Origin of the sequence: Streptomyces sp. HUAS 15-9, assembly GCF_025642155.1 — a bacterium.
GTDB lineage: Bacteria > Actinomycetota > Actinomycetes > Streptomycetales > Streptomycetaceae > Streptomyces.
The window spans coordinates 1,734,224-1,759,197 of the sequence record NZ_CP106798.1 but is presented as its reverse complement, the minus strand read 5'-3'; the positions used below and the strand labels follow the sequence as shown (position 1 = coordinate 1,759,197).

23 protein-coding genes are annotated in these 24,974 nt (G+C 72.0%); 17 read left to right on the top strand and 6 right to left on the bottom strand.

Annotated features, from left to right (window positions below; translation table 11 throughout):
- From N8I87_RS08025 to N8I87_RS08015, 3 genes are read left to right on the top strand one after another with little or no spacing between them, the layout of a single operon-like run.
- A complete protein-coding gene (locus N8I87_RS08025) occupies positions 1-1,365 on the top strand; it encodes an aldehyde dehydrogenase family protein (protein ID WP_263206820.1) in 1,365 nt (454 codons plus the stop codon).
- Positions 1,366-1,372: 7 nt separating this feature from the next.
- The gene (locus N8I87_RS08020; protein ID WP_263206818.1) at positions 1,373-2,155 is read left to right on the top strand and encodes a 3-oxoacyl-ACP reductase; all 783 of its coding nucleotides are present in this window, start codon (positions 1,373-1,375) and stop codon (positions 2,153-2,155) included.
- A gap of 26 nt (positions 2,156-2,181) precedes the next feature.
- Complete coding sequence (locus N8I87_RS08015; protein ID WP_263206816.1) at positions 2,182-3,399, top strand: HAD family hydrolase; 1,218 nt, start codon at positions 2,182-2,184, stop codon at positions 3,397-3,399.
- 30 nt (positions 3,400-3,429) lie between these two features.
- Here N8I87_RS08015 and N8I87_RS08010 read toward each other — a convergent pair whose 3' ends face one another.
- Positions 3,430-4,632, bottom strand: coding sequence for an amino acid deaminase/aldolase (locus N8I87_RS08010; protein WP_263206814.1), 1,203 nt, complete (start codon positions 4,630-4,632; stop codon positions 3,430-3,432).
- A 1,622-nt stretch (positions 4,633-6,254) separates the two neighbouring features.
- On the opposite strand from N8I87_RS08010, the gene N8I87_RS08005 reads away from it, so the two are divergent.
- Positions 6,255-7,067 (top strand): hypothetical protein, encoded by an 813-nt coding sequence (locus N8I87_RS08005; RefSeq protein WP_263216352.1) that lies wholly within the window; start codon positions 6,255-6,257, stop codon positions 7,065-7,067.
- Positions 7,064-8,254 carry a type VII secretion-associated serine protease mycosin gene (mycP, locus tag N8I87_RS08000; RefSeq protein WP_263206813.1) on the top strand — a complete coding sequence of 397 codons (1,191 nt, stop codon included), beginning with the start codon at positions 7,064-7,066 and terminating at the stop codon, positions 8,252-8,254. The genes N8I87_RS08005 and mycP overlap by 4 nt, the downstream gene beginning before the upstream one ends.
- Before the next feature lie 18 nt (positions 8,255-8,272).
- Here mycP and N8I87_RS07995 read toward each other — a convergent pair whose 3' ends face one another.
- Positions 8,273-9,280 (bottom strand): class A beta-lactamase-related serine hydrolase, encoded by a 1,008-nt coding sequence (locus N8I87_RS07995; protein WP_263206812.1) that lies wholly within the window; start codon positions 9,278-9,280, stop codon positions 8,273-8,275.
- 150 nt (positions 9,281-9,430) lie between these two features.
- Between N8I87_RS07995 and N8I87_RS07990 the strand changes: the two genes are divergently transcribed.
- Entirely contained in the window at positions 9,431-10,162 is a 732-nt protein-coding gene (locus tag N8I87_RS07990) for an SseB family protein (RefSeq protein WP_263206810.1), read from the top strand.
- A 45-nt stretch (positions 10,163-10,207) separates the two neighbouring features.
- Here the strand turns inward: N8I87_RS07990 and N8I87_RS07985 are convergent, their stop codons facing one another.
- The gene (locus N8I87_RS07985) at positions 10,208-10,552 is read right to left on the bottom strand and encodes a DUF1844 domain-containing protein (RefSeq protein ID WP_263206808.1); all 345 of its coding nucleotides are present in this window, start codon (positions 10,550-10,552) and stop codon (positions 10,208-10,210) included.
- Positions 10,553-10,920: 368 nt separating this feature from the next.
- Here N8I87_RS07985 and infC point away from each other — a divergent pair, with 368 nt between their 5' ends.
- From infC to N8I87_RS07935, 10 genes are all read left to right on the top strand, one after another.
- Positions 10,921-11,601 (top strand): translation initiation factor IF-3, encoded by a 681-nt coding sequence (gene infC, locus N8I87_RS07980; protein ID WP_263206806.1) that lies wholly within the window; start codon positions 10,921-10,923, stop codon positions 11,599-11,601.
- Between the two features lie 111 nt (positions 11,602-11,712).
- A complete protein-coding gene (gene rpmI, locus N8I87_RS07975) occupies positions 11,713-11,907 on the top strand; it encodes a 50S ribosomal protein L35 (protein ID WP_004933563.1) in 195 nt (64 codons plus the stop codon).
- A 110-nt stretch (positions 11,908-12,017) separates the two neighbouring features.
- Entirely contained in the window at positions 12,018-12,401 is a 384-nt protein-coding gene (rplT, locus tag N8I87_RS07970; protein WP_030381833.1) for a 50S ribosomal protein L20, read from the top strand.
- A gap of 111 nt (positions 12,402-12,512) precedes the next feature.
- Positions 12,513-13,373 (top strand): TrmH family RNA methyltransferase, encoded by an 861-nt coding sequence (locus N8I87_RS07965; RefSeq protein ID WP_263206800.1) that lies wholly within the window; start codon positions 12,513-12,515, stop codon positions 13,371-13,373.
- A gap of 89 nt (positions 13,374-13,462) precedes the next feature.
- Positions 13,463-14,599, top strand: a complete 1,137-nt coding sequence (locus tag N8I87_RS07960) for a sensor histidine kinase (RefSeq protein WP_263206798.1) — start codon at positions 13,463-13,465, stop codon at positions 14,597-14,599.
- A gap of 126 nt (positions 14,600-14,725) precedes the next feature.
- Positions 14,726-15,847, top strand: coding sequence for a phenylalanine--tRNA ligase subunit alpha (gene pheS, locus N8I87_RS07955; protein ID WP_263206797.1), 1,122 nt, complete (start codon positions 14,726-14,728; stop codon positions 15,845-15,847).
- Complete coding sequence (locus tag N8I87_RS07950) at positions 15,847-18,399, top strand: phenylalanine--tRNA ligase subunit beta (RefSeq protein WP_263206795.1); 2,553 nt, start codon at positions 15,847-15,849, stop codon at positions 18,397-18,399. The genes pheS and N8I87_RS07950 overlap by 1 nt, the downstream gene beginning before the upstream one ends.
- A gap of 370 nt (positions 18,400-18,769) precedes the next feature.
- Complete coding sequence (locus N8I87_RS07945) at positions 18,770-19,897, top strand: PP2C family protein-serine/threonine phosphatase (protein WP_411577204.1); 1,128 nt, start codon at positions 18,770-18,772, stop codon at positions 19,895-19,897.
- A gap of 220 nt (positions 19,898-20,117) precedes the next feature.
- Positions 20,118-21,458: an NsdA family TPR-like regulatory protein gene (locus N8I87_RS07940; RefSeq protein ID WP_263206793.1), complete on the top strand. Its 1,341-nt coding sequence runs from the start codon at positions 20,118-20,120 to the stop codon at positions 21,456-21,458.
- 67 nt (positions 21,459-21,525) lie between these two features.
- Positions 21,526-22,062, top strand: a complete 537-nt coding sequence (locus N8I87_RS07935; RefSeq protein ID WP_263206791.1) for an NUDIX hydrolase — start codon at positions 21,526-21,528, stop codon at positions 22,060-22,062.
- Here N8I87_RS07935 and N8I87_RS07930 read toward each other — a convergent pair.
- Positions 22,059-22,316 (bottom strand): hypothetical protein, encoded by a 258-nt coding sequence (locus tag N8I87_RS07930; protein WP_263206790.1) that lies wholly within the window; start codon positions 22,314-22,316, stop codon positions 22,059-22,061. The two genes, N8I87_RS07935 and N8I87_RS07930, sit on opposite strands and share 4 nt — an antisense overlap.
- Before the next feature lie 191 nt (positions 22,317-22,507).
- On the bottom strand, positions 22,508-23,368 hold the full coding sequence (locus tag N8I87_RS07925; protein WP_263206788.1) for a 3-hydroxybutyryl-CoA dehydrogenase: 861 nt from the start codon (positions 23,366-23,368) through the stop codon (positions 22,508-22,510).
- A 169-nt stretch (positions 23,369-23,537) separates the two neighbouring features.
- Here N8I87_RS07925 and N8I87_RS07920 point away from each other — a divergent pair, with 169 nt between their 5' ends.
- Positions 23,538-24,761, top strand: a complete 1,224-nt coding sequence (locus N8I87_RS07920) for a glycoside hydrolase family 10-like protein (protein WP_263206786.1) — start codon at positions 23,538-23,540, stop codon at positions 24,759-24,761.
- Between the two features lies 1 nt (position 24,762).
- Here the strand turns inward: N8I87_RS07920 and N8I87_RS07915 are convergent, their stop codons facing one another.
- The gene (locus tag N8I87_RS07915; RefSeq protein WP_263206784.1) at positions 24,763-24,966 is read right to left on the bottom strand and encodes a DUF1918 domain-containing protein; all 204 of its coding nucleotides are present in this window, start codon (positions 24,964-24,966) and stop codon (positions 24,763-24,765) included.
- Positions 24,967-24,974: the final 8 nt, after the last annotated feature.

The window sequence follows — 24,974 nt, the reverse complement described above, 5'->3', positions numbered from 1 at the left end:
GTGTCGAACGAGTCCGAGCTCCAGGTACTCAACCCGGCGACCGAGGAGGTCGTCGCCACCGTCCCCGCCGCCGACGCGGCCGAGGTGGACCGCGCCGTCGCCCGCGCGAGTGCCGCCCAGCGCGGGTGGGCGGCCGCGGCACCCGCCGACCGCGCCCGCCTGCTGCGCCGCTACGCCGACGTCGTCGACGCCCACATCGAGGAACTGGCGCAACTGGAGGTCCGCGAGGCCGGCCACCTCCTCGGCAACGCCCGCTGGGAGGCCGGCAACGCCCGCGACCTGCTGCTGTACGCGGCCGGCGGCGCCGAACGCCTCCTCGGCAAGCAGATCCCCGTGCCCGGCGGCTGGGACATCACCTTCCAGGAACCCCTCGGGGTGGTCGGCGTGATCGCCCCCTGGAACTTCCCCATGCCCATCGCCGCCTGGGGCTCCTTCCCGGCGCTCGCCGCGGGCAACGCCGTCGTCCTCAAGCCGGCCGAGACCACCCCGCTCACCGCGCTGCGCCTGGCCGAGCTCGCGCTGGAAGCGGGCCTGCCGGAGGGGCTGTTCCACGTCCTCCCCGGATACGGCCACATCACCGGCCGCGCCCTGGTCGACCACCCGGACGTGGCGAAGATCGTGTTCACCGGCGCCGGCCGCACCGGCCGCGAGGTCATGGAGCGCTGCGCCCGGCAGGTCAAGCCCGTCACCCTCGAACTCGGCGGCAAGAGCCCGAACATCGTCTTCGCCGACGCCGACCTGAAGTCCGCCCTCGACCCGTTCTCCTTCCTGGACAACTCCGGCCAGGACTGCTGCGCCCGCACCCGCATCCTCGTCCAGGAGTCCGTGTACGACGAGGCCCACGAGTTCCTCGCCGACGCCCTGTCGGCCGTGGTGGTGGGCGACCCCGCCGACGAGAAGACCCGGATGGGCCCGCTGATCTCCCGTCAACAGCTGGACCGCGTACGGTCCTTCGTGCCGGACGACGCCCCAGCGCTGCGCGGCAGCGCACCCGACGGGCCCGGCTTCTGGTTCGCGCCGACCGTGCTCACGGGGGAGCGGCCGGACTCCGAGGCGGCCCGCGAGGAGATCTTCGGCCCGGTCGCCGTCCTGCTGCCCTTCACGGACGAGGCGGACGCCGTACGCCTCGCCGACGGCACCCCGTACGGCCTCGCCGGCTCCCTGTGGACCCGCGACCTGGGCCGCGCCCTGCGCGTCTCCCGGGCCGTCCGCGCGGGCAACCTGTCCGTCAACTCCCACTCCAGCGTCCGCTACTCGACCCCGTTCGGCGGGTTCAAGCAGTCCGGCCTCGGCCGCGAACTGGGCCCGGACGCCCTGACCGCCTTCACCGAAACCAAGAACGTCTTCATCAGCACGGAGGCCTGAGCCGCTCATGACCGACGAAACCATCTGCCGCCGCCTGGTCGGCCGTACCGCCGTCATCACCGGAGCCGGCAGCGGCATCGGCCTCGCCGCCGTCCGCCGGCTCGCCTCCGAGGGCGCCCACGTCGTCTGCGGCGACGTCGACGAGGCCCGCGGCAAGGCCGCCGCCGACGAGGTCGACGGAATCTTCGTGAAGGTCGACGTCACCGACCCCGAGCAGGTCGAGGCCCTCTTCAGGACGGCCTACGACACCTACGGCAGCGTCGACATCGCCTTCAACAACGCCGGTATCTCGCCGCCCGACGACGACTCCATCCTGGAGACCGGCCTGGAGGCCTGGAAGCGCGTCCAGGAGGTCAACCTCACCTCCGTCTACTTGTGCTGCAAGGCCGCCATCCCCTACATGCGCCGCCAGGGCAAGGGGTCGATCATCAACACGGCGTCCTTCGTGGCCCGGATGGGCGCGGCGACCTCCCAGATCTCGTACACCGCCTCCAAGGGCGGCGTGCTCGCCATGTCCCGCGAGCTCGGCGTGCAGTTCGCCCGCGAGGGCATCCGCGTGAACGCCCTGTGCCCGGGGCCGGTCAACACCCCGCTCCTGCAGGAGCTGTTCGCCAAGGACCCGGAGCGGGCCGCCCGCCGGCTCGTGCACATCCCGGTCGGCCGGTTCGCCGAGGCCGAGGAGATCGCCGCCGCAGTCGCCTTCCTGGCCAGCGACGACTCCGCCTTCGTCAACGCCACCGACTTCCTGGTGGACGGCGGAATCTCGGGCGCGTACGTCACACCCCTGTAGGGGCAGACCGGTACGGTTCGGGTCGTATGCGACACCTTCTCGCGTGGACCCTGGTCGCGGCCGCCACCACCCTGGCGGTCGCGACCCCACCACCGCCCGCACACTCCGACTGCCCACGGCTGACCGGCACTTGGCACGGCGACGACCGCGCCCGCCTCCAGCGGGTGATCGACACCTACGGCATCTGCTCCGGGCACCGGGGCGCGGTGGCCGCGTTCGACTGGGACAACACGGTCACCAAGAACGACGTCACCGACGCGACCCTCACCTGGGCCCTGCGCCACGGGAAACTGCTCCGCCCGGACCACTGGACGGACACCAGCGAGTGGCTGACCCCGGCTGCCGACAAGGCCCTCACCAAGGCCTGCGGCACCGGCCCCGTCCTGTCCGGCCCGCGCTGCGCGGACGAGATCCTGGAGATCCGCGAGAACGCCACCACCATGACCGGCACCCCGGCCTTCGTGGGCACCTGGAACCACCGGCGCACCGTGCCGCAGTACGCCTGGGTGCCCCAGCTCTTCACCGGCCGCACCCCCGCCGACCTCACCGCCTACGCCGCGGCCGCCCGCCGCGAGGCCCTGGCCGCCCCCGTCGGCGCCACCCGGACCCTCGGCACGCACACCCTCCCCGCCTACGTCCGCTACTACGACCAGCAGCGCGATCTGATCCACACCCTCCGACGGGCGGGATTCGACGTCTACATCGTCTCCGCGGGCGCCGAGCCCGTCACCGAGGTCTGGTCGGCGGGCGTCGGCATCGACGCGGCCCACACGATCGCCATCCGCCCGGTCCTGGACCGCCGGGGCCGCATCACCCCCCGTAACGAGGGCTGCGGCGGCATCCCGGCCACCCGGGGTGAGGTCATCCCCTACATCGACGGCAAGCGCTGCTGGATCAACCAGGAGGTGTACGGCGTCCGGGGTGCCGCGGCCTGGCAGCGGCAGTCCCGGCAACGGCGGCCCGCCCTCGCGGCAGGCGACGCGGACACCGACGTCACCTTCGTCGGCGACGCCACCGGCGTCCATCTGGCCGTCAACCGCAACAAGCCCGAGCTGATGTGCCGGGCCTACGACGACGCCGACGGACGCTGGCTGGTCACCCCCATGTTCATCGACCCACTGCCCCGCAGGCCCCACCCGTACCCGTGCTCGACCACGGCCTACACGGCCCACGACGGCACCCACGGGCCGCTCCGCCGGGAGGACGGCACGCCGGTCCCGGACGAGCCGGACACCGTGTACTGATCAACCGCGCACTGGTGAACCGCGCCTCGATCAGAGGAAGGTGCGGCCCTCGCCCCGGTACGTCGGCACGGTGGCCGTCACCGTGTCCCCCGCGATCAGGTGCAGTGCGGCGAAGCGCTCGCACAGCTCACCGGCCTTGGCGTGCCGGAACCACACCTTGTCGCCGATGAGGAGGTCGTCGGCGGGCGAGCCGAGCAGCGGGGTCTGTACCTCGCCCGGCCCCTCCTGGGAGTCGTACCGCAGCCCCTCCGGCAGATACGGCACCGGCAGCCGGTCCGGCCCGGCCACACCGGAGGCCGGGTAGCCGCCGCCGAGCACGGTCACCACGCCCACCCCCGGCCGCCGCACGACGGGCAGGGCGAACAGGGCGGCGGGACGCCCCTTGAAGGACGTGTAGTTGTCGAAGAGGCGCGGCACATACAGTCCGGAACCCGCCCCGATCTCGGTGACCGAGTCCTCGGCCGCCGTGTACTGCACACTGCCCGTGCCGCCGCCGTTGACGAACTCCAGGTCCGGGGCCACGGCACGGACCGCCCGCACCGCCGCGGCGCGCCGCTCGGCCAGCTCACGGCGGGCGGTCGCCTGCATCAGCCGTATCGCGCGGGAGCGCAGCGGCCGCCCGGCGACGGCGTCACCGACACCGGCGATGTGCCCCTCGTACGCCATGATTCCCACGAGCCGGAAACCGGGCCGCCGGGCCACCGCCCGTGCCAACTCCGAGACCTGGGCGGGGGAGTGCAGCGGCGAACGCAGCGCCCCGACCCGCACCCGTCCGCCGAGCAGCTTCAGTGAGGTGTCCAACTCCAGGCAGACGCGCACGACTTCACGTCCGCCGGCGCGCGCGGCGTCGATCAGGTCGAGGTGGGCGACGGAGTCGACCATGACGGTGACGGCGGAGGCGAGCTTGGGGTCGCCGGTGAGCTCCGCGTAACCGGTGCGGTCGGCGGACGGATAGGCGAGCAGGACGTCGTCGAAACCGGAACGGGCCAGCCACAGGGACTCGGCGAGCGTGAAGGACATGACGCCCCGGAAGCCGTCCTTCGCGAGGACGCGTTCGAGCAGGGCACGACAGCGTACGGACTTGCTGGCGACCCGGATCGGCTTCCCGCCGGCCCGGCGGGCGAGATCGTCCGCGTTGGCGTCGAAGGCGTCCAGGTCCACGATCGCGTGAGGGGCGTCGAGATGGGCTGTGGCCCTGTCGTAACGGGCCCGGTCGGCGGCGCGCGCAGTCATGCACGAAGCCTGCCAGACAGGATTACCGCAGGGTAGGGGGACGTTCCGGGCAGATGCCCCCGGGGTCACGGACTGGTTCCCGTTCGCCCTGCGACACCCCGTAGAGTGACGCGCACGCACGACGGAACGACTCCGGCCGACGCCCTGCGCCGGGATGCCGGGCCGCCGCTGCGGGTATGCGTGCCTGGGGGCGGACTGTCCCGCACCGGGCCGGGCGACGAGGACGGCGGCCCGCGTACGAGGAAACGGCCCGGGCACTGGGAAACGGGGGGTGCATGAGCAGGGAAGCGCAGCACGCCCCGGTCCCGCCCCGCCCCACGACACCTCCGCCCGGCCACCCCCACGACTCCGCCTCCGGCTCCGGTGATGCCACGGCGAACGGTGACCTCCCGGAGGGCAGGCCACTGCCGGGCGGGAGCCGTCGCGTGGCTCCGGGTGCCCCGGCCGGCAGTCGTACGCCGGGCTCGAACGTCCCCTCGGCCGGGCCAGTGGCCCAGAGCGACGCGCGCGAGGGCGACGTGGGCCGCAACGCGTCCGGCTCCCCGGACGGGCAGCCACGCTTCCCCAGCCTCCGCCCGTTCCGCCTGACGCCGAGCACTCCGTCCGCGCCCCCGCCGCCGCCTCCGCGCGCTTCCCCGACGCGCCGCCCACCGCCGGTCGCGAGCCGCGCCGGACGAGCGCCGACCTCACCGGACCGGGGGCCACGGTGCCGCCCCGCCGGCCCAGCACCCCGCCTCCCACGCGGCTGGACAGGCCCGCCCGCCTGCGACCGGTGCCCCCGGCCCGGACCCCCGAGCCGCCCACCGGCCGGACCGCCGGCGCCTCGCCGACCCCGTCGCGCCCGGCCTCTCCCACCGCACCGCCCGGGCCGGCCACCCGGCCGGACTCCACGACGCCCGTACCGGACGCCCGCCCGGCCTCCGAGGGCATATCGCCGCAGCCCGATCGGGAACCGGACTCCAGGAGTACCGGGTCCGTCGGGCGTACCGATTCCTCCGCCGTGCCGCCAAAGCCCGCCACCAGGCCCGACCGAGGCTCCGGCCCGGGTGCGGTACCCGGAGCGACCGGCGCCGAGGAGTCGGGCACCGAGCGGGTCCCGCGCCCGGAGGAAGGGCGTACCGCAGGCGCCCCGCACACGGCGCGCACCTCTGCGCCCCCGGCCACCGCACATCCCGGCGACCGGCGTCACCCGTCCGGCCCGCCCGCTCCGTCGTCCGCGCCGCATTCGGCGCGTGGCGTGCCGTCGCGCGCTGCCGATGTCTCGGGTTCCCCGGCTCCGCCGCGTCCGGTGAACGGCGACCCGCGCCACCTTGGCGACCCGCGCCACCTTGGCGATCCGCGTCACCCCGCGGGCCCGCCCGCTCCGGCGTCCGTGCCCCCTTCGTCGTCCGTGCCCCCGTCGGCAGACGGTGGGGCGTCCGGCGCCGCAGATCTCCCCGGCGCCGGTCTTCCCGCCCCGCTCGGCCGATGACGTGGCGCCGCGTCCCGTCGGTGTGCCGGTCTCGGGTGAGGCGTGGGGTCCGGCCCGGGTCGCTGACGGCCCGGCCCCTGACGCGTCGGGCTCGTCCGCGAGCCCCGTGTCCCCGGACCCGGCCCTTTCCTGGAGCGCGGCCCGGCATGTCGTGTCGTTCGGAGAGGCCGAGGGGTACGACCAGCGGGGGCGGCCTCGGCCGCTGGGCGCGTGGGTGGTTCCGCGGACCGCCGCTGCCGCCGCCTGTGTCGTGATCGGGCTCGGGCTCATCGGCGGTGCGGTGACCGGGAGTTGGCTCACCGGTGACTCCGGGAGCCCCGGCTCCGGCAACCGTTTCGCCGCGGCCGGAGCGATGTGGCACAACGTGCCGGTCGACGAGTTGTTCCCGCCCACCGTGGAGGGCAACGGCGCGGGACCCGGTGGCGCCGACCGCACCTGGACGCGTGTCGCCGTCGGTCCGGACAGCGGCTGTGCGAATGCCCTCGACCCGCTGCTGCGCAAGGCCCTCGCTCCCGTCGGCTGCCAGCGACTGCTCAGGGCCACCTACACCGACGCCACCCAGAGCTACGTCACCACCGTCGGCCTCCTGTTCACCAAGGCCGACTCCGCCGCTATGACCTCCCTCGCCGGCCGCTTCAAGAAGGAGGGCCTGGACCGCCGTACCGACCTGATGCCCCGCCCGTACGCCGCCAAGAACACCCTCGCCGCCGGCTTCGGCGTCAAGCAGCGCGCCTCCTGGACGATCTCCGTCCTCACCGACGCCCCGGTCGTCGTCTACGCGGTCTCCGGCTGGGCCGACGGTCGTACGGTCGACTCTCCCGAGCCCGCCGCCGACGCCATGGCGTCCGGCGCCACCAGCGCCCCCGCCCAGGCCGGCCTCGGCCAGGAGGCGCAGGGTCTCGCCGACCGCATCCAGCGGCGCCTGCGCCAGACCGTCAGATCGGCCACGGAGACACCCTCATGAACAGCCGCCGCGTGGGCCGCCTGACCGGCTCGGCCCTGAGCCTCCTCCTTGCCGGCTCCCTGGCCCTCGTACCGGCCACCACCGCGTACGCCGACGGCATCCGCGCCCAGCAGTGGGCCCTGTCCGCCATGCACACCCAGCAGGCCTGGCAGACCACCAAGGGCAAGGGCATCACCGTCGCCGTCCTGGACACCGGCGTCGAGGCCGACCACCCCGACCTCGACGGCAACGTGCTGCCGGGCAAGGATCTGATCAGGTTCGGGGCGAAGCGCGGCGACCGTACCTGGGCCCGGCACGGCACGGCGATGGCCGGCATCATCGCGGGCCACGGGCACGGACCCGGTGATACCGACGGCGTCATGGGCATCGCCCCGGAGGCCAAGATCCTCCCGGTCCGGGTGATCCTCGAAGACGGCGACACCGCCCGCGGCAAGGCCCGCGCCACCCGCGGCAACGCCCTCGCCGAGGGCATTCGCTGGGCCGCCGACCACGGCGCCGACGTCATCAACCTCTCCCTCGGCGACGACTCCGCCTCCGCGCACCCGGAGCCGAGCGAGGACGAGGCCGTGCAGTACGCGCTCAAGAAGGGCGCCGTCGTCGTCGCCTCCGCGGGCAACGGCGGCGCGAAGGGCGACCACATCTCGTACCCGGCCGCCTACCCCGGTGTCATAGCCGCCGCCGCGGTCGACCGCTACGGCACCCGCGCCTCCTTCTCCACCCGCCGCTGGTACGCCGCGGTCAGCGCGCCCGGTGTCGACATCGTCATCGCCGACCCGGACCACAAGTACTACGAGGGCTGGGGGACGAGCGCCGCCTCCGCCTTCGTCTCGGGCGCGGTGGCCCTGGTCAAGGCGGCCCACCCGGGGCTGACCCCGGCCCAGATCAAGAAGCTCCTCGAGGACACCGCCCGGGACGCGCCCAGCGGGGGCCGCGACGACTCCCGCGGCTTCGGCCTCATCGACCCGGCCGCAGCCGTCAAGGCCGCCGCCCGCCTCAAGCCACAGGGCCTCCACTCGGCGGCCTACGGCGAGAAGTACTTCGGCCCGGGACCGGACAGCACCGAGGCCAGCGAGGGCGCCTCCGGCTGGGCGGGCCCGCTGGCGGGCAGTGCCGGTGGAGTGCTCCTGGTCACGGCGGTCGTCCTGTGGCGCAGCCGCCGCGCGTCGCGCCGGTATCGCGGCCACTGAGGCTCCGGTTCGGAACCGTCAGTTCGTCTCCGTCGCCGAGGTGGACGTGGACACGGACGCCGAGTTGCCATCGGTGAACGCCGACACGGCCGCCTTCGCCGCCGCCTCGACCAGGGAGATGCCCTTCGCCTGCGAGGTGCTGCCGTTCGACAGGACGGCCACCAGGTAGGCGGTGCCGTCGAGCGTCACGCGCCCGATGCTGTTGACGTCCCACAGGCCGGTCGTGCTGCGCGCCAGCCAGCCGTTCTTCAGCGCCCAACCGGAGCCGTCCGCCACGGCGGAGACCCCCCAGTGCTGGTCGGCCTCAATGTTCTTCATCAGCCGCTGGAGATACGCCCGCGAGGCCTCGCTCAGCTTCGAGTCGTCCCCGAACACCTGCTGGAGCATGACGAGTTGGTCGGCGGCAGTGGTCTGGGTCAGCCCCCACAGCGCGCCGTCACCGCCCTCTGTCCGCGTGAGACCGAAGCGCTTGTTCGCCGCGTCGAGGCCGTCGGCCCGGCCGATGGTGTTCCACAGCGCCGTCGCGGAGGCGTTGTCGCTGTTCTCGATCATCTTCGTGGCGTACGCCTTCTCGGCCGCCGTGAGACGCCGGCCGGCGTCCTGCGCCTGGAGCAGCAGGGTCGCCAGGATGTCGACCTTGACGATGCTCGCGGTGTCGAAGGCCGCGTCGCCGTAGTCGGCGCTCTCGCCGGAGTCCAGGCTCAGCACCGCGGCCGACACCTTGGCCGAGGCCGGCACCGTCACCGACTTCATGGCCTCGGTCAGCAGCGCGACACGGTCAACGGCCGGTTCCGCCACGGGTTCCACCGATTCCTCCCCGCTCGCCGAGGCCGATGACGAGGACGATGACGCGGGCGACGGCGACTTCGCCGAGGATACGGGGCCCGAGTGCGCCCGCGCCGTCACGTATGCCGTGCCGCCCGCCGTGACCCCGGCTATGGCGGCGATGGCGAGCGCGGTGTGGACGAGGGTACGGCCCCGGGACGGACGAGCGCGGCGGCGCCGGCGGGCTCGGGAAGACTCCATGCCGGCGATGCTCGGGGCGCGGACTGTGTACGCCGTGAGACCGGTGTTAGAAGCTCGTCATGGAAATCTGAGATTCCGGTGAATCCGGTGACCGCGAGGTTTCGGGGGCCGCACAAGCCCAGCGGCAACCCCCCGATAGGGTCGGGGACCGTGGCGAACAAGAACATTCCCGACCCCGGCTACTCCGACGACGACGGCTCCGCCGATCCCCGGCTGAGCGCCGCGCTCTCCGCCTGGGCCGAGGACCGCACCGCCGTGGGGCCCGTCCTGGAGGCGCTCAAGGGCACCCGGCTGCTCGTCCCGGTCGTCGCCGTGCTCGGCGAGGTCGAGGAGGACGAGAACGGGCTGCGCCGCGAGAAGACCAGCGACATGGCCGTACCCACCCTCAAGGCCGGCGACCGCACCGCGCTGCCCGCCTTCACCTCAACGGACGCGCTGGCCCTGTGGGACCCCGGTGCCCGCCCGGTCGCCGTACCGCTGCACCAGGCGCTGCGGGCCGCCGCGCACGAGAAGGCGGACACGGTCGTCCTTGACATGTCCGGTCCGGTGCCGTTCGAGCTGACCGGGCCCGCGCTGCTCGCGCTCGCCGAGGGCCGTACGACGACCGATCCGCTCGCCGACCCGGCCGTCGTCGACGCCGTTCGTGCCGCCGTGGCCGCCGAACCCGCCGTGCTGAGCGCCCACCTCGGTCCCGGGGAGGCCGACGGAACCCTCGCCCTGGTGCTGGACCCGGCGGCCGCCCCCGCCGAGGCCACGCGTGCCGTCGCCCAGCGCCTCGCGGCCGACGAAACACTCAGGGCCCGCCTGGTGCGGGGCCTCGACCTGGCACTGCTGCCGGCCGGGACCACGCCCGCGGGCGAGCCCTTGTACGAACGCGGATGAACGGATGAGGACGGACCGGATCAGGACGGACCGGATCGGGGCGGACTAGCCGTAGACAGCCCCGGTGTACTTCTCGCCGGGGCCCTGGCCCGGCTCGTCCGGGACGATCGACGCCTCGCGGAACGCCAGCTGCAGCGACTTCAGGCCGTCGCGAAGCGGCGCGGCGTGGAAGGAGCTGATCTCGGTCGCGCTCGCGTCCAGCAGACCGGCGAGGGCGGTCACCAGCTTGCGGGCCTCGTCCAGGTCCTTGTGCTTCTCGCCCTCCTCGGTCAGACCGAGCTTCACGGCCGCGGCGCTCATCAGGTTGACGGCGACCGTCACGATCACCTCGACCGCCGGGACCTCGGCGATGTCGCGGGTCATGGAGTCGAAGTCGGGGGTCTCACTCATGACCCACACGATAGGCGCACCACGGTCGCCCTCCCCACCTGGCCCTGATTGGCCCTTGCCGCCCGATGCTGCTAACCTTGTGTGACGACCGGCCGGACAGGCATGCCACACGGCGAGCAGGCCCGGCCAACAAGTGGAGGCTCCGATCTCCCACCCGACCGCCCTCAGGGACGGCGGGTCACCCGGTCAGGCGGCCACCACCGTTCCGTACGGACGGTGGAGTCGCCCGAAACGCGCCCCGCGGTCATCGCGGCGGTGCTCCGGCAGTGTTTTTGGAGCCCCGCCTGTGATCGTCCGGGGCATTTTTTGTGCTTCGGCGCGGTTAGGTCTTACGAACAGAGACATACGCGGCTGTTTGCCAGACTGCCGTGTGGTGCTACCGAGGAGGATCCATCAGCGCCGAGCCCCGCATCAACGACCGGATTCGCGTTCCCGAGGTGCGACTTGTCGGTCCCAGTGGCGAGCAGGTGGGCATTGTCCCGCTGGCCAAGGCACTGGAGCTTGCACAGGAGTACGACCTGGACCTGGTCGAGGTCGCGGCGAACGCCCGTCCGCCCGTGTGCAAGCTCATGGACTACGGGAAGTTCAAGTACGAGTCGGCCATGAAGGCCCGTGAGGCGCGCAAGAACCAGGCGCACACGGTCATCAAGGAGATGAAGCTCCGGCCGAAGATCGACCCGCACGACTATGACACCAAGAAGGGTCACGTCGTCCGGTTCCTCAAGCAGGGCGACAAGGTCAAGATCACGATCATGTTCCGTGGTCGCGAGCAGTCCCGGCCCGAGCTGGGCTACCGACTGCTGCAGCGTCTCGCGGAGGACGTCCAGGACCTCGGTTTCGTGGAGTCGAACCCGAAGCAGGACGGCCGAAACATGATCATGGTTCTCGGTCCGCACAAGAAGAAGACCGAGGCGATGGCCGAGGCCCGTCAGGCGCAGGAGGCCCGCAAGGCGGAAGCGAAGGCCAACCCCGGCCGCTCGCAGAACGCCGCGGACCTCGAGAACGCCGAGACTGCCGAGGCTCCTGCCGAGGCATCCGCCGAGGCGTGATCCCGGGGGACGCGAGTCCCCAGGACGTAACCGATACAAGAGCGACGCTCCACCGTGCCCGGTTTTCGCAACCGGGCATCGGAGCGCCACCGACGAGGAGAGAACGGCGCTATGCCGAAGAACAAGTCGCACAGCGGTGCCAGCAAGCGCTTCAAGGTCACCGGCTCCGGCAAGGTGCTCCGTGAGCGCGCCGGCAAGCGCCACCTGCTCGAGCACAAGTCGTCCCGTGTGACGCGTCGCCTCACCGGCAACGCCGAGATGGCCCCGGGCGACGCCGCGAAGATCAAGAAGCTTCTCGGCAAGTGACGCTGCGGCGCCTGATCGTCCGATCGATCCGCGCCATACGTCAGGACCGGGACCCAATCGTTTTCGGGCCGCGTGAGGACAACCGCGGCCCCGCTACAAGGAGTTAACAAGTGGCACGCGTCAAGCGGGCAGTCAACGCCCACAAGAAGCGCCGGGCGATCCTCGAGCAGGCCTCCGGCTACCGCGGTCAGCGTTCGCGCCTGTACCGCAAGGCCAAGGAGCAGGTCACCCACTCGCTGGTCTACAACTACAACGACCGCAAGAAGCGCAAGGGCGACTTCCGTCAGCTGTGGATCCAGCGCATCAACGCCGCCGCCCGCGCCAACGGCATGACGTACAACCGCTTCATCCAGGGTCTGAAGGCCGCGAACGTCGAGGTCGACCGCAAGATCCTGGCCGAGCTGGCCGTCAACGACGCGAACGCGTTCGCCGCGCTCGTCGAGGTCGCCCAGAAGGCGCTGCCGTCGGACGTCAACGCCCCCAAGGCGGCGTGACGCCCCGGCGCCGAGCCGATGTGACTGAAGGACCCGCAGGCTGGAGCCTGCGGGTCCTGCTGTTGCCGGGAGACCCACGCTGAACATCCGAGCCGCTGAAGGTGAACGCCCATGCCCCCCGCCACCCCCGAGCTGATCTCCCCCCGCTCCGCGCGTGTGGCCGCCGCCCGGCGGCTGGCCAGGCGGAACTTCCGGGGCAAGGACCGGCTGTTCCTCGCGGAGGGGCCGCAGGCCGTGCGGGAGGCGGCGGCGCACCGGGTCGACGGTGCCGCCACGCTCGTCGAGCTGTTCGCCACCGTCGAGGCCGCCGAGCGGTACGCCGACATCGTGGGCGAGGCCCGGACCGCCGGGGCCCGGATCCACCTCGCCTCCGAGGAAGTGATCGCCGACATCTCCACCACCGTCACCCCGCAGGGGCTGGTCGGAGTGTGCCGGTTCCTCGACACGCCCTTCGAGGACATCCTCGAGGCCCGGCCCAAGCTGGTCGCCGTCCTCGCGCACGTACGCGACCCAGGCAACGCCGGCACGGTCCTGCGCTGCGCCGACGCCGCCGGCGCCGAGGCCGTCGTCCTCACCGACGCCTCCGTCGACCTGTACAACCCCAAGGCCGTGCGCGCCTCCGTCGGCTCGCTGTTCCATCTCCCCGTCGCCGTCGGAGTCCCCGTCGAGCGGGCGGTCGAGGGCCTCAAGGACGCCGGTGTGCGCATCCTCGCCGCCGACGGGGCCGGTACGGACGACCTCGACGACGAGCTCGACAAGGGCACCATGGGCGGGCCCACCGCGTGGGTGTTCGGCAACGAGGCCTGGGGGCTCCCGGAGGAGACGCGCGCCCTCGCGGACGCCGTCGTGCGCGTCCCGATCCACGGAAAGGCCGAGAGCCTGAACCTGGCCACCGCCGCCGCCGTATGTCTCTACGCGTCGGCCCGTGCACAGCGCGCCTCCGGAGGGTGCCGCTCCGTCACCGAGAGCTAGTAGGGTGACCTGCCCGGGGGCCTTCCCCCGAGCGTCGGCTGCGCGCGAGCAGGGGGACCCCCATGCCGACTGAGAGGTGGAGTGCGGGGATGAGTGTCGGCACGAGCAGTGCGCCGGGAGGGCAGGACGTGCACCTGGTACCCGCGCCCCGGCACGGTGATCCCGCCAGGCTCGGCATCGACCCCGACGAGCTGCCCGACGGCCTCGTCGTCGCCGACGAGCACGGGTACGTCATCTGCTTCAACGCGGCCGCCGCCCGCATCACCGCCGTCCCCGCCGCCGAAGCCCTCGGCCACCGCCTGGAGAAGGCGCTGCCGTTAGAGGACCTGGAAGGACGGCGCTGGTGGCAGATCACCGATCCGTACGGCGGGCTCGCCATCCGGGCCGGGCAGCCCGAGCGCAACCTGCTGCTGCCCGGCGGGCGGGAAGTGCTCGTATCGGCCCGGTACGTCCGTACCGAACCCGCCGGGCCGGTGCGCCGGGTCATCGTGTCCCTGCGTGACACCGAGGCCCGGCGCCGCACCGAGCGCAGCCACGCCGAGCTGATCGCGACCGTCGCCCACGAGCTGCGCTCCCCGCTCACCTCGGTCAAGGGCTTCACCGCCACACTGCTCGCCAAGTGGGAACGCTTCACCGACGACCAGAAGCGGCTGATGCTGGAGACCGTCGACGCGGACGCCGACCGGGTCACCCGGCTGATCGCCGAGCTCCTGGACATCTCCCGCATCGACTCCGGGCGGCTGGAGGTGCGCCGCCAGCCCGTGGACATGGGCGCGGCCGTCGGCCGGCACATCCAGGCGTACGTCGCGGCCGGACAGCCCGCCGACCGGTTCCTGCTGCGCATCGAGCAGCCGCTGCCCGACCTGTGGGCCGACCCCGACAAGATCGACCAGGTCCTCAGCAACCTGCTGGAAAATGCGGTGCGGCACGGTGAGGGAACCGTCACGATTGAGATCACGCCGTCGGCGTCCCCCCGGGAGGGAGAGGACGTCGGTACGTCGGTCACGGTGAGCGACGAGGGGCCCGGCATCCCGGAGGAATCCATGAACCGCGTCTTCACCCGCTTCTGGCGGGGCAGCAAGCGCGGTGGCACGGGCCTCGGGCTCTATATCGTCAAGGGCATCGTCGAGGCCCACGGCGGCACCATCACGGTCGGCCGCGCCCCCGGCGGCGGCGCGGAATTCCGATTTACCCTGCCCGTGAGCGCACCGGCGTATCTCGCCTGACGGCCCACGGGCGCATTCGTCCACCCCCACCCCGTTAGACTCGGCCTTTGGCACCTTTGTGTCCTGCATACGGCCCTGAAGCGGTCCCGGGGACCATCCGCCAGCGAATCGGAAGCACGGGAAGAGATGTCGGCACCCAATAAGTCGTACGACCCTGTCGAGGTCGAGGCGTTGAAACCGGAAGAGATCGAGCGCATGCGGGACGAGGCGCTCGCCGCCTTCGCCGCCGCCCACTCCCTCGACGCGCTCCAGGAGGCCAAGGTCGCCCACAGCGGCGGCACCTCCCCGCTGGCGCTCGCCAACCGCGAGATCGGCGCCCTGCCCCCGCATGCCAAGGCCGCCGTCGGCAAGCTGGTCGGCCAGGCACGCGGAGCCGTGAACAAGGGCCTGGCCACCCGCCAGGCCGAGCTGGAGGCCGAGCGCGACGCCCGCGTGCTGGTCGAGGAGGCGGTGGACGTCACGCTGCCGTACGACCGCGTACCGGCCGGCGCCCGCCACCCGCTGACCACGCTCTCCGAGCGCATCGAGGACATCTTCGTGGCCATGGGCTACGAGGTCGCCGAGGGCCCGCAGGTCGAGGCCGAGTGGTTCAACTTCGACGCGCTCAACATCGGCCCGGACCACCCGGCCCGCGGCGAGGCCGACACGTTCTTCGTGCAGGGCCAGGACGGCGGCACCGAGTCCGGCGTCGTGCTGCGCACCCACACCTCGCCCGTGCAGATCCGCTCCCTGCTCGACCGCGAGCTGCCGGTGTACGTGATCTGCCCCGGCCGCGTCTACCGCACCGACGAGCTGGACGCCACGCACACGCCCGTCTTCCACCAGGTCGAGCTGCTCGCCGTCGACGAGGGCCTGACCATGGCCGACCTCAAGGGCACCCTGGACCACATGGTCCAGTCCCTGTTCGGCGAGGGCATGAAGACCCGGCTCAGGCCGAACTTCTTCCCCTTCACCGAGCCGAGCGCCGAGATGGACATGCTCTGCTACGTCTGCAAGGGCGAGTCCGTCGGCAACCCCGACCGCCCCTGCCGCACCTGCTCCAGCGAGGGCTGGATCGAGCTGGGCGGCTGCGGCATGGTCAACCCGAAGGTGCTGACCGCCTGCGGCGTCGACCCGGAGAAGTACAGCGGATTCGCCTTCGGGTTCGGCATCGAGCGGATGCTGATGTTCCGCCACAACGTCGAAGACATGCGAGACATGGTCGAGGGTGACGTCCGGTTCACCCGGCCGTTCGGGATGGAGATCTGATGCGGGTCCCGCTTTCTTGGCTGCGGGAGTACGTCGACCTGCCGGCGACTGAGACCGGACGCGACGTCCAGGCCAAGCTCATTTCGGCAGGTCTCGAGGTGGAGACCGTCGAGCACCTGGGTGCCGACCTCAAGGGTCCGCTGGTCGTGGGCCAGGTGCTCACCATCGAGGAGCTGACGGAGTTCAAGAAGCCGATCCGCTTCTGCACCGTCGACGTCGGCCGGGCCAACGGCACCGGCGAGCCCCAGGAGCTCATCTGCGGCGCCCGTAACTTCCAGGTCGGCGACAAGGTCGTCGTGGTGCTCCCCGGCGCCGTGCTGCCCGGTGGCTTCGCGATCTCTGCGCGCAAGACGTACGGCAAGACGTCCCACGGCATGATCTGCTCCACCGGCGAGCTGGGCATGGGCGACGACGGCACCCACGGCATCATCGTGCTGCCGCCGGAGACCGAGGTCGGCAAGGACGCCATCGAGCTCCTGGAGCTGGTCGACGAGGTCCTCGACATCGCCGTCACCGCCAACCGCGGCGACTGCCTGTCGATCCGCGGCGTCGCCCGTGAGGCCGCCATCGCCTATGGCCGGCCGCTGCGCGACCCGGCGCTCATCGACGTGCCCGCACCGAACGCCTTCGGCTACCCGGTCCAGGTCTCCGACCCCACCGGCTGCGACCGCTTCACCGCGCGCACCGTCACCGGCCTGGACCCGGAGGCGCGCTCCCCGATCTGGCTGCAGCGCCGTCTGCAGAAGGTCGGCATGCGCCCGATCTCGCTCGCCGTCGACATCACCAACTACGTGATGATGGAGCTCGGCCAGCCCCTGCACGCCTACGACCGCAAACTGGTCCAGGGCACCATCGGCGTGCGCCGGGCGGAGGAGGGCGAGAAGCTCGTCACCCTCGACGGCGTCGAGCGCAAGCTGCACGCCGAGGACCTGGTCATCACCGACGAGCGCGGCCCCATCGGCCTGGCCGGTGTCATGGGCGGCGCCAACACCGAGATCGCCGACCTCCCCCAAGCTCTCGACTCCGCTCGAGCAGGGGGGACCCCCATCGACCTGGAGAACGCGACCACCGAGGTCGTGATCGAGGCCGCCCACTTCGACCAGATCGCCATCGCCCGCACGGCCCGCCGCCACAAGCTGTCCTCCGAGGCCTCCCGGCGCTTCGAGCGCGGCGTCGACCCGCAGGCCGCCGCCGCGGCCGCCCAGCGCACCGTCGACCTGCTGGTGCTGCTCGCGGGCGGTACGGCGGACGCGGGTGTCACCGAGGTGAGCGCGCCCAAGGCACCGCACACCATCACCACCCCGGCCGACCACCCGGACAAGGTCGCGGGTGTCGAGTACGGTCGCGAGAGCGTCGTACGGCGGCTCCAGGAGATCGGCTGCGACGTGTACGGGCAGGACGAGCTGACCGTCACCGTCCCGTCCTGGCGGCCCGACCTCACCGAGCCGAACGATCTGGCGGAGGAGGTCATCCGGCTCGAGGGCTACGAGAACCTGCCCTCGACGCTGCCCAAGCTCCCCTCGGGCCGCGGTCTGACCCACCGGCAGCGGCTGCACCGCCGCGTGGGCCGGGCCCTGGCGGGCGCGGGCTACGTGGAGGCGCCGAACTACCCGTTCGTCGCCGAGCAGGTCTTCGACCAGCTGGGCCTGGACGCCGACGACCCGGCCCGCCGTGTCGTGAAGCTGACCAACCCGCTCAACGACGAGGAGCCCGCGCTCCGCACGTCGCTGCTGCCGGGCCTGCTCGGCGCCCTGCGCCGCAACGACGGCCGCGGCACGCACGACCTGGCGCTGTTCGAGACCGGCCTGGTCTTCCACCCGGCCGCGGAGCAGAAGGCCGCCGCGAACCTGCCCGTGGACCGGCGTCCCACCGACGAGGAGCTCGCCGAGCTGAACGCGGCGCTGCCCGAGCAGCCGCGCCATGTCGCCGTCGTCCTCGCGGGCGCCCGCGAGCAGGCCGGCTGGTGGGGCAAGGGCCGTCCGGCCGACTGGGCCGACGCGGTCGAGGCCGCCCGCACGGTCGCCCGTGAGGCCGGCGCCGAGCTGGTCGTCCGCAAGGGCCAGTACGGGCCGTGGCACCCGGGCCGCACCGCCGAGCTCGTGGTCGTCGCCGAGGGCACCGAGCGGGTCGTGGGCCACGCGGGCGAGCTGCACCCGCGCGTCATCAAGGCCCTCGGCCTGCCCGACCGCACCAGCGCGATGGAGCTGGACCTGGACGCGCTGGAGCAGGTCGGCGACGGTGCCCCGCAGGCGCCGAGCATCTCCACGTTCCCGGTCGCCACACAGGACGTCGCCCTGGTCGTCGACAAGTCGGTCCCGCACGCGGACGTCGAGTCCGCGCTGCGCGAGGGCGCCGGTGAACTGCTGGAGGCCATCCGGCTGTTCGACGTCTACGAGAGCGCCGAGCAGCTGGGCGAGGACAAGAAGTCGCTCGCCTACGCCCTGCGCTTCCGCGCCGCCGACCGCACGCTGACCGTGGACGAGGCCTCCACGGCCCGCGACGCGGCCGTCGCGCTGGCCGCCGAGCGGACCGGGGCGGCGCTGCGGAGCTAGGTCGGTCTGCGGGGAACTGTGGTGGTCCGTCGGCTGCGGGTCGTCCGTGGCTGGTCACGCAGTTCCCCGCGCCCCTGCGGGGCGCACCCCCTCCCACCTGCATAAATGCAGGCGACCGGAGATTGCTCACTCATTCGGGTGAGAAGCCGGGGTGATCCGGCCGTTTCGGGTCATGACGTCGCAAGAATCGGACCGGCCTTTCGGGGTCGGTCCGTCTGCTCTGTCAGGGCCTACATGGGGGGCCATCGGCATGAACCGCATCAAGGCAGGGGTTTCCCGCAGGAGGCGGCCCCACACGAACTCCCGGGGGCCTGCCCGCAGGGCGCTGCCGGCGTGGGTCCGGACCCGGGCCCGCCACCCCTGCCGCACCTTGCGCAGGAGAAGCCTCCCCTGCCCGGACCCCGCGGACGAACGCCCTGCCGTACGCAAGCCCGAGCGCCGGTCGCTGCGCCGGGTGTTCGCCCTGGGGCTGCCCACGGTGTGGGGCGCCGTCGCGATCTCGTACAAGTTCGGCTGCCCGCTCGCCCAGCAGGAGGGGCTCGGCGCGCGGGTCGTCACCAGCGCCGTGTTCTTCGCGGTCGGCACCGGGCTGATATTCCATGTCCGCCGGGCACTGCTGCGCGAGCTGACGCAGGTCCGCAAGGTCGCGGGCGCCGCGCAGAGCGTGCTGCTGCGGCCGCTGCCCCCGCGTCTGGACGGCTTGGGCGTGGCCGCCGCCCAACTGTCCGCCGACCGTGGCGCGGCCATCGGCGGTGATCTGTACGAGGCGATCGCCACCGAACACGGCGTACGAGTCGTGATGGGTGACGTACGCGGCCACGGACTGCCCGCCATCGGCACGGCGGCCGCCCTCCTCGGCAGCTTCCGGGAGGCCGCGCACGACGAGCCCGAACTCGGCGGTGTGCTGCGACGCCTGGAGCGCACGTTCGCCCGTCATCTGCGTGAGCGCTCCCGCGCGGAACACCCCTCCACCGGCCGGGAGCCCGACACCCCGCCGGCCGAGGAGTTCGCCACCGTGCTCCTACTGGAGATCCGCCGGGACGGAGAACTCCGCGCACTCAACTGCGGACACCCGTGGCCGTATCTGCTCAGCGCCCACGGAGTCGACCCACTCGCCCACGCCGAACCCCTGCCACCCCTTGGCCCGTTCCCCCTGCCACCCGACCTGGACCCCGAACGCTGCGGCCATCTGCTCCCCGGTGAGTCCCTGGTCCTCTACACGGACGGAGCGGAGGACGCGAGAGACGCACACGGCAGGTTCTTCTCCCTGTCGTCGGCCCTGAGAGAGGCGACCGCCGACCACCCGGTCACGCCGAAGACAATCCTTCGCAGGGTCTTCACCGCACTCCTCCGCCACACCGGCTGCGACCCGACCGACGACATCGCCGTACTGGTCCTGCGGAACGATCGAAACCGGCACAAGTGCAACGAACCTTTGGGGGCGCGGGGAACTGCGCGACCAGCCCCCACAAACCCGCAGCCGACAACGAAGCGCTAGCCCCCGCCCCTTGGTCGCACCGCCGAAGCCAACGGCCAGGCCACCGCACTGTACGAGGGGGAGCCGGCGGCCCGGCCGGCCTCTTGCGAGGCATTTCAGTCAACCGACTGGAAACTCTCCGCAACAGTGCGCGCACACCCCGGATGCGCGTACTCGGTTCACACCCCGTGTGAACGGAACCGCACTAGTCTGACGGCACCAGGCCACCCGGGGGGCATCCATGCAGCCCAACACTCTGCTCGACGCGATCCTGGACGAGGCCGGGATCTCGCACGCCGGTCTCGCCGCCCACGTCAACCAGGCGGGCCGGGCGCGGGGTCTCGCGCTTCGCTACGAACACACCGCCGTGGCACGGTGGTTGAAGGGACAGCGGCCGCGCGGTCAGGTGCCCGACCTGATCTGTGAGGTGCTGGCCGTCCGGCTGCACCGGCCCGTCACGCTCGACGACATCGGTCTGGGCGTGCCCGGCGAGCCCTCGACGCCGAACGGCGCCTCGCTGTCCGGCTTCGTGGAGCGCGCCACCGCCCTGTGGCGCTCCGACGAGCAGCAACGCCCGCACATACTGGGCGCGCCCGCAGTCACCGGCACCCCGGCCGTGATGCCGGTGTGGGAGTGGGAGAACCCGCCCGAGGACGTGGACGTCTCCCGGGGCGGTCGGCACCGTGTCACCCCGGCCGACATCGCGATGCTGCGCGCCGCCCGCGCCCACTACGAGCAGATGTACCGCAAGGCGGGCGGCATCGCGACGCGCACCCGCATAGTCGGCTTCCTCAACGCCGAGGCGGCCCCGCTGCTGCGCGGCAGCTACACCGATGCCACGGGCCGTCAACTGCACCGTGCCACGGGCGGGTTGGTGGCGATCGCGGGCATCTGCGCCTACGACTCCGATGCGCACGGCCTGGCCCAGCGCTACTTCCACCAGGCCCTGCGCCTGGCGAAGGCCAGCGGGGACCGGGGACTCGGGGCGTATGTCATCGCGCTGCTCGTCAACCAGGCGCTGTTCATGAGGGAGTACCGCCAGGCGGTCGCCTTCGCGGAGGCCGCGCTGCGTGCCGCCGGCAAGCACATCACCCCCGCTCTCGCCTCGGACCTGTACGCGATGCAGGCCAAGGCGTACGCCCACCTCGGCGACGGCACGAGCGCGCTGTCCTGCATCCGGCGTGCCGAGACGGCCGCCGAACGCATCCGGCGGGGATACGAACCCGACGAGACCGGCTATGTCCAGCCGGGCCTGGTCAATGTCCAGGTGGCCGAGGCGCTGCTCAGCCTCGGCGAACTCGCGGCGGCCCGGGAGCACGCCGCGGCCGCCGTGGACAACCCCGCCCACGACCGGGGCCGGGTGCACCGGCTCGCCATGCTCAGCACCATCGAACTCCGCCAGGGCAATGCCGACAAAGCCGTGGTCACGGCGGTGCAGATGGCCGAACAGGCCCGCGGAATGGAGTCCCAGCGGCTGCGCGACAGACTCCGTGCGGTACGCGAACACCTGGTGCGCAGCGGCTGTGCCGGAACCGCTGAAGCCGCCGAACTCATCGACGGGGCACTGCGCGTACCGCTGTAGGCGCACGGTAGGCCGGAGGGGTCCCTGCTGCGATATTGCCACTTACTCGGCGGAAGGTGGCAGAACCGTGCAGTGGACGAAACAGAACGAACAAATTGTGTACGCAAATCGCTGGTTCAGCGTCAACCTCGCGGATGTCGAGCTGCCGGACGGCCGGCACCTCGACCACTTCCTCATACGGCTGCGGCCCGTTGCCGTGGCCACGGTGGTGAACGAGGCCAACGAGGTCCTCCTCCTGTGGCGCCACCGCTTCATCACGGACAGCTGGGGGTGGGAACTGGCCGCGGGTGTCGTGGAGGACGGCGAGGACATCGCGCGTGCGGCCGCCAGGGAACTCGAGGAGGAGACCGGCTGGCGGCCGGGGCCCCTGCACCACCTCATGAGCGTGGAGCCGTCCAACGGCCTCACCGACGCCCGGCACCACATCTACTGGGCCGACGAGGGCGAGTACGTAGGGCATCCCGTGGACGACTTCGAGTCGGACCGCCGGGAGTGGGTACCCCTCAAACTCGTCCCGGACATGATCGCCCGTGGGGAGGTCCCGGCCGCCAACATGGCGGCCGCGTTACTCCTGCTGCACCACCTCAGGCTCGCCGATGTCTAGTGGGCCAGCGACTGCCAGATCGTCACGACGAGTGCGCCCAACGCCGTGAGCGCGGCGACCGAGGGCAGCGGCCAGCGTGCGTGTTCGAGCGAGACCATGCGGGTGTTCAGCTCCTCCAGCTCCTTGGCGGTCTCCTTCGTGCGATGAGTGAGCAACGCCAGCCCGCCCTCGACACGGGCGTAGGCCACGTCGAGGCGACGACGTAACTCTGCGAGTTCTCCATGGACCACGGGATGCTCGGGATCGGCGGCCACGGGTCCACTCCTTTCCGTAGTTGTCTCTCGTCCCTTGCATGCGCGTGAGAGTCAACTCGCCTGGTGGACGCGTGGGGAGCGTGTGCGAAGGGCATATGCGTGCCCGGTGCGCACACGGTGTGTGAACGGCACGGGCCCGGCACCGTCAGCCGGTGCCGGGCCCGTGTGAGCCGGGAAGCTACCTTGCGTAATCAGCCGTAGGTGTAGAAGCCCGAGCCGGTCTTCCGGCCCAGCCGGCCCGCCTCGACCATGCGCTGGAGCAGCGGGGGAGCGGCGTACAGAGGCTCCTTGTACTCCTCGTACATCGAGTTGGCGATCGAGACGATCGTGTCCAGGCCGATCAGGTCGGACAGCTTCAGCGGCCCCATCGGGTGGGCGCAGCCCATCTCCATGCCGTTGTCGATGTCCTCGCGGCCCGCGATGCCCGACTCGAACATCCGGATGGCGGACAGCAGATACGGCACCAGCAGCGCGTTCACCACGAAGCCCGAGCGGTCCTGGGCGCGGATCGCGTGCTTGCCGAGCACCTTCTCGGCGAAGAGCTGCGCCCGGCCGAGCGTCCCCTCGGAGGTGGTGAGCGCCGGGATCAGCTCGACGAGCTGTTGCACCGGAGCCGGGTTGAAGAAGTGGATGCCGACGACGTGGTCCGGGCGCGAGGTGGCGACCGCCAGCTTCACCAGCGGGATGGAGGAGGTGTTGGAGGCCAGGATCGCGTCCGCCCGGGTCACCACCTGGTCGAGCACCTGGAAGATCTCCGTCTTCACCTGCTCGTTCTCGACGACGGCCTCGATCACGAGGTCGCGGTCCGCGAACTCGCCGAGGTCGGTGGTGAAGCTCAGCCGCGCCAGCGTCGCGTCCCGCTCCTCCTCGGTGATCTTGCCGCGCTCGGCGGCCTTGCCCAGGGAGTTGAACAGCCGGGTACGGCCGATCTCCAGGGCCTCGCCGGTGGTTTCGGCGACCTTCACGTCCAGTCCGGCGCGGGCGCACACCTCGGCGATGCCCGCTCCCATCTGGCCGCAGCCCACGACTCCGACGCGCTCGATGTCGCTCACATCGTCCCCTTCGCTGATCTTCGGCTGCTCCGGCAGGACCTCCGGGTTCGGCGCCTGCTCCGAACGTGCACGCTACTCCCAAGTATCGATGATCGATCGTCCGGGTGGGGGCATCCTTGGGTGCGAGACGATTCGTGACGGAGCGGATCCGGAGCGTATGGGGTGTGCGATGGTGCGAGTGTCCCGCCGGGCGTTCACTCTGGCGGCGCTGTCCACCCTCGCGATGGCACAGGGATCGACGGCGGCACCGCGGGGTTCCCGGGCGGTCACCGAGATGCGGGGCGTGTGGCTCGCGACCGTCGACAACCGCGACTGGCCATCGCGCAAGGGCCTGTCCGCGGCCGAACAGCGCGCCGAGCTGATCGCCCACCTCGACCGGGCGGTCCGCGACCGGCTGAACACGGTGATCCTCCAGGTGCGGCCCACCGCGGACGCGCTGTGGCCCTCGCCGTACGAGCCGTGGTCCCGCGTCCTGACCGGCACCCAGGGCAGATCACCGGGCTGGGACCCGCTGGGTACCGCCGTGACGGAGGCCCACGCCCGGGGCCTTGAGCTGCACGCCTGGTTCAACCCGTACCGGATCGCCAACCATGACGACCCCACGAAACTCGTCGCCTCCCACCCGGCCCGCAGGCACCCCCACTGGGTGGTGCCCTACGGCGGCAGGCTCTACTACAACCCGGGTCTGCCCGAGGTCCGCGCCTTCGTCGAGGACGCGATGCTCGACGCCGTGGCGGAGTATCCGGTCGACGCCGTCCACTTCGACGACTACTTCTACCCCTATCCGGTGGCCGGCCAGAGCTTCGAGGACGACGCCGCGTACGACACCTACGGCGGCAATTTCGCCAACCGGGCCGCCTGGCGCCGCGACAACATCAACCAGCTGGTGCGGGAGATCGCCGCCAGGGTCGAGAAGATCCGGCCCGGCACCCGATTCGGGATCAGCCCGTTCGGGGTGTGGCGCAACGCCACGTCCGACTCACGGGGCTCCGCCACCCGGGCGGGCGTGCAGACGTACGACGACATGTACGCGGACACCCGCAGATGGGTCCGCGAGAGCTGGATCGACTACGTCGTCCCCCAGGTGTACTGGCACATCGGCTTCGCCGCCGCCGACTACGCCGCACTGGTGCCGTGGTGGGCACAGGTGGCCAAAGGCACCAGGACCAGGCTCTACATCGGCGAGGCCCTCTACAAGGCGGGTGCCCAGGGCCAGCCCGCGGCCTGGCAGGACCCGACCGAGCTGTCCCGCCACCTCACGCTCGCCGCCGGTCACCCCGAGGTGCGCGGGCACGTCTTCTTCGCCGCCGAGGACGTCGCGAAGGACCGGACCGGCGCGATGGCACGGGTGATCGCCGACCACTATCGGCAGTCGGCGAACCCGCCGCGCTGAGCTAGTGAGCCTGGTGTTCCTGTCGCTGGTGACGGACCTCGCAGTCGGGGCCGGGGGACATGACGGCCTCGTGTCCGTCCGGGAAGCGGACGCGGTAGGGCGGGTTGCCCTCCGTGCCCAGCACTTCGACGACTTCGGTGACCTGGTCATGCTGGCCGACCACCCTGCCGTGCTGGACAAGCTGGTCGCCCACGGTTGCGCGCATCTGTGGGC

What these genes read in the sequence shown, in the direction of transcription:
- N8I87_RS08020 (WP_263206818.1), top strand. Translation starts at nt 1,373, where the DNA reads ATGACCGACGAAACCATCTGCCGCCGCCTGGTCGGCCGTACCGCCGTC.
- N8I87_RS08015 (WP_263206816.1), top strand. Translation starts at nt 2,182, where the DNA reads ATGCGACACCTTCTCGCGTGGACCCTGGTCGCGGCCGCCACCACCCTG.
- N8I87_RS08010 (WP_263206814.1), bottom strand. Translation starts at nt 4,632, where the DNA reads ATGACTGCGCGCGCCGCCGACCGGGCCCGTTACGACAGGGCCACAGCC.
- mycP (WP_263206813.1), top strand. Translation starts at nt 7,064, where the DNA reads ATGAACAGCCGCCGCGTGGGCCGCCTGACCGGCTCGGCCCTGAGCCTC.
- N8I87_RS07995 (WP_263206812.1), bottom strand. Translation starts at nt 9,280, where the DNA reads ATGGAGTCTTCCCGAGCCCGCCGGCGCCGCCGCGCTCGTCCGTCCCGG.
- N8I87_RS07985 (WP_263206808.1), bottom strand. Translation starts at nt 10,552, where the DNA reads ATGAGTGAGACCCCCGACTTCGACTCCATGACCCGCGACATCGCCGAG.
- rpmI (WP_004933563.1), top strand. Translation starts at nt 11,713, where the DNA reads ATGCCGAAGAACAAGTCGCACAGCGGTGCCAGCAAGCGCTTCAAGGTC.
- N8I87_RS07965 (WP_263206800.1), top strand. Translation starts at nt 12,513, where the DNA reads ATGCCCCCCGCCACCCCCGAGCTGATCTCCCCCCGCTCCGCGCGTGTG.
- N8I87_RS07960 (WP_263206798.1), top strand. Translation starts at nt 13,463, where the DNA reads ATGAGTGTCGGCACGAGCAGTGCGCCGGGAGGGCAGGACGTGCACCTG.
- pheS (WP_263206797.1), top strand. Translation starts at nt 14,726, where the DNA reads ATGTCGGCACCCAATAAGTCGTACGACCCTGTCGAGGTCGAGGCGTTG.
- N8I87_RS07950 (WP_263206795.1), top strand. Translation starts at nt 15,847, where the DNA reads ATGCGGGTCCCGCTTTCTTGGCTGCGGGAGTACGTCGACCTGCCGGCG.
- N8I87_RS07940 (WP_263206793.1), top strand. Translation starts at nt 20,118, where the DNA reads ATGCAGCCCAACACTCTGCTCGACGCGATCCTGGACGAGGCCGGGATC.
- N8I87_RS07920 (WP_263206786.1), top strand. Translation starts at nt 23,538, where the DNA reads ATGGTGCGAGTGTCCCGCCGGGCGTTCACTCTGGCGGCGCTGTCCACC.
- N8I87_RS07915 (WP_263206784.1), bottom strand. Translation starts at nt 24,966, where the DNA reads ATGCGCGCAACCGTGGGCGACCAGCTTGTCCAGCACGGCAGGGTGGTC.